This window comes from Luteitalea sp. (assembly GCF_044337415.1).
Taxonomy (GTDB): domain Bacteria; phylum Acidobacteriota; class Vicinamibacteria; order Vicinamibacterales; family Vicinamibacteraceae; genus Luteitalea.
The window spans coordinates 1-3,500 of sequence record NZ_JBIINP010000328.1 but is presented as its reverse complement, the minus strand read 5'-3'; the positions used below and the strand labels follow the sequence as shown (position 1 = coordinate 3,500).

Sequence of the window (3,500 nt, the reverse complement as noted above, 5' to 3'; positions counted from 1 at the left end):
GACTTCTGCGTCGCATACCCAGGCGGCAGGAAGACGAGCACCTGCCGGTCGGCTGCATTGCCTTCGAGGTTGCCCTCGAGCGACGCGCCATGCACCGAGATGCGCTCCACGGTCACCGGCTTCGCGCCGGCGACCGGCGGCGGCACCTCGGTCTGCACCTGGGCGCGCGCCGCGCCTGCGGATGCGAGCGTCGCCATGGCCGCCAGCGCCAGCGTCATGCCTGCCCGGGCCTTCATGGCCGCACCCCCACCACCGTCACCGAGTGCGGCGGCAGCGTCACCGACAGGCGATTGCCTGCAAGCGTCACCGCCGCCGGCGTCGGCGCCACGGTATCCGGTGCGTCGAACGTGTTCACGCTGTCGATCGCCGCGCCCGTCAGCACCTCGCCCGACGCCGACCGCGCCGTCATGCCCGTCAGGGTGGTCGCGATGTCGATCGGCGTCTTCGGGTCGACGTTGGTCAGCGAGATCCACAGCGTGCCGGTCGCATCCCTGGCCGCCATCGCGTCGACCCGCGGCAGCGTGATGGCGCCCTGCACATACCGGCCCGCGTCGAACGTGACCGGCACGAACGTCGCGCCCTGGAACGGCACGTACATGCGGAAGGCGTGATACGTCGGCGTGCGCACCATCTTCGGCCCGTCGGTGAGCAGCATCGCCTGCAGCACGTTGACCATCTGGGCGATGTTGGCCATGCGCACCCGATCGGCGTGCCTGGCGAAGATGTTGATGTTCAGCGCCACGATGATCGCGTCGCGCACGCTGTTCTGCTGGGCGAGGAAGCCCGGCGTCGTGCCCGGCAACTGGGCGTACCAGGCGCCCCACTCGTCCACCGCAAGCGCCACCGTCTTCTCTGGGTCGTACTTGTCCATGATCGCGCTGTGCTCGCGGATCAGGCGGTCCATCTTCAGCGTGTCCTGCAGGATCTCGGCGTACTCCTGCTCGTCGAACCCGACGGACTTGTACGCGGCAGGGAAGCGCACGACCGTGTAGTTGTGCAGCGACAGGCCGTCCATGTGGTCCCAGCTCCACTGGCGTCCCTTCCACGACTTCATCACCGTCTCGGTCCATTCCGCGAAGCGTGGCTCGCCGCCGCCGGGACCGACCGCGATCTTCAGCATGCGGTCCTTGTCCTGCTGTGCCGGGTTGAAGTTCCGCACGAACCGGCTGAACACGCGCAACTGGCTCGTGTAGTACTCCGGCGACATGTTGCCACCGCAGTCCCAGCTCTCGTTGCCGATGCCGAGGATCGGAATCCTGTAAGGCGCGGCGTGCCCGTTGGCGGCGCGTTCCTTCGCCAACGCCGTCGGCTGGTCGGTCGTGAGGTACTCGAGCCAGTCGGCGGCTTCCGCGGGCGTGCCGGACCCGACGTTGACCGACAGGTACGGGTCGGCGCCGATCTGCTGCGCGAAGTCGAGGAACTCGTGCGTGCCGAAGGTGTTCGGCTCCATCACGCCGCCCCAGTTCGGGTTGAGCGTCACCGGGCGCTCCTTCAGCGGACCGATGCCCTTGCGCCAGTGGTACTCGTCGGCAAAGCACCCGCCCGGCCACCGCACGTTGGGCACCTTGAGCACCTTCAGCGCCGCCACCACGTCGTTGCGGATGCCACGCGTGTTGGGGATGGGCGAGTCCGTCCCCACCCACACGCCCTCGTAGATGCCCTTGCCGAGATGCTCGGCGAACTGCCCGAACAGGTGACGGTTCAGCGTCGGCCCCGTCTTCGACGCATCGACCGAGACGAGGACGGGCGCCTGTTGCGCGTACGGTGCGGCGCCGACGACCGCGAGGCCGGCCAGGGTGATGGCGACCGACGCCGCGCGGGCGATCAGGCGTCGGCGGCGTGGGCGGGCGGATGGGGGCATCGTGGTCTCCGGGGGCGGGAACGCCGGGAGGCTATGCCGCATGTGGCGACGCGTCAACCTCGACGGCCAGGTCTGCATCGCGCGGACAGAAGTCTCTCGGGGAGAGGACTGTCGGCGGGTGCGGGACACGCCTCCCTCCCACCGGCTCGGCGATCTGCCCGGTGCCGGCGCGTCGTCGGTGTGGCTCGACTCTTGCTAACCATGGATACAGGCTCCCCAGCCTTGCTCCGGAGGATTCGATGATCAACGTTCTGCTGCGCGCCGCGTCCGGCGCGGTCCTGATCGTGCTGGCGACGGTGTCGCACACGTTCGCCAATGTCAGCCCCTCGGTGGTCTCGGTGCCCGAGCCCGCATCGATGACGCTGCTCGCCCTCGGCAGCGCCGGGATGTACCTGGCCAAGCGCCGTCGTTCGTAGGCCCCATGGCCTGCCGACCTGGCGCCCCTGAGGCGTTCAGGTCGGCTTCTCCGCGCCCCCCAGTCCCCGCAGCAACGCCTCGGTCGTCTCGTCGGCCGGGAACAGGCTCTCGATCCGCAGTTCGTCCGTGGTCACGTCCTGAGGCGTGCCGAACGTCGCGATGACCGAGAACAGCGACAGGCGCAGTCCGTCGCGTTCCAACACCAGCGGCAGCACCGGCAGCAACGGCGCATCCTCGGGGCCGCTGCGCGTCTCGGCATCGACCGACGGCGCGAGTTCGTCGATCAGCGCCTGCATCTCGCCGCCGGCCGAGGCGGCCGCCTCGCGTTGCGCACGCTGCCACAGGAGCGGTGCCGCCGAACGCCAGTTCGCGACGAACGGGCGCAACCCCGCCGGGTGGAAGAACAGCCGCGCCAGGTTGCGCGACGTGCCCCCCACGCGTGTCCACAGGTCGTCGCCGAGCAGGGCGAAGAGCCGCTCGAAGGGTTCGTTCGTGAGCCGCACGTTCCACGCGCGATCGACGGCGACCGCCGGGAAGGGCTCGTGACTGGCGAGGATGCGCCGCACGGCCGAGAGCACTTGCCGCATCTGCGGGTCGTCGAGCGGGCTGGATCGGAACACCGGGGCGAAGCCGGCGGCGACCAGCCATTCGTTGCGGACTCGCAACGGCACCTCGAGCGCCTCGGCCAGGTGGAGCACCATGGCCCGGCTCGGTGTCGCGCGTCCTGACTCGAGGAAGCTCAGGTGCCGCTGCGACACGCCGGCCTCGACGGCCAGCGTGAGTTGGGAGAGGCGGCGATGCTGGCGCCACTCGCGCAACAGCGGCGAGAACGACGATGGGGCGACGGCGGGCACGGTGGGCGACACCACGGGCAGCAGAGTGTTCTCCCTCTCGTGCGCCATTGTCGGCGCTCCACGGCATCGCCACAATGACCTCGCAGGTAATTGCCGGCGTGACCTGGCCGAGTCGACACTGCGGGCATCAGGCGGCCGCCCGCCCGCATCCCGCGGGCGATGCACGGCCGCCCGGAGGCCATCATGTCGCCACGCGTGCTTGCCCTGTCGGTCGTGATCGTCCTGTTCGGCCTGCTCACGACCATCGCCCTGATGGACGTGGGCTTCCTGGGCATCATCAGGCCACACTTCCAGAACTGGGGCCCGGGGCAGGTCTTCGCCGACCTCGTGATCCTGGCGGTGCTGTCGTGTTTCTGGATGCACGGCGA

Annotated in this window: 3 protein-coding genes and 2 pseudogenes; 2 read left to right on the top strand and 3 right to left on the bottom strand. The window is 69.6% G+C overall.

Going from position 1 to position 3,500, the window contains the following annotated elements:
• A pseudogene (locus ACIRDX_RS21800) lies at positions 1 to 236 on the bottom strand (esterase); the annotation flags it as partial.
• Positions 233 to 1,861 carry an alpha-N-arabinofuranosidase gene (locus ACIRDX_RS21795; RefSeq protein ID WP_396627527.1) on the bottom strand — a complete coding sequence of 543 codons (1,629 nt, stop codon included), beginning with the start codon at positions 1,859 to 1,861 and terminating at the stop codon, positions 233 to 235. The gene ACIRDX_RS21795 and the pseudogene ACIRDX_RS21800, both read right to left, overlap by 4 nt.
• A gap of 239 nt (positions 1,862 to 2,100) precedes the next feature.
• On the opposite strand from ACIRDX_RS21795, the gene ACIRDX_RS21790 reads away from it, so the two are divergent.
• On the top strand, positions 2,101 to 2,277 hold the full coding sequence (locus ACIRDX_RS21790) for a PEP-CTERM sorting domain-containing protein (protein ID WP_396627526.1): 177 nt from the start codon (positions 2,101 to 2,103) through the stop codon (positions 2,275 to 2,277).
• A 36-nt stretch (positions 2,278 to 2,313) separates the two neighbouring features.
• On the opposite strand, the gene ACIRDX_RS21785 is transcribed toward ACIRDX_RS21790, so the two are convergent.
• A complete protein-coding gene (locus ACIRDX_RS21785; protein ID WP_396627525.1) occupies positions 2,314 to 3,180 on the bottom strand; it encodes a helix-turn-helix domain-containing protein in 867 nt (288 codons plus the stop codon).
• Between the two features lie 135 nt (positions 3,181 to 3,315).
• Between ACIRDX_RS21785 and ACIRDX_RS21780 the strand changes: the two are divergent.
• A pseudogene (locus ACIRDX_RS21780) lies at positions 3,316 to 3,500 on the top strand (hypothetical protein); the annotation flags it as partial.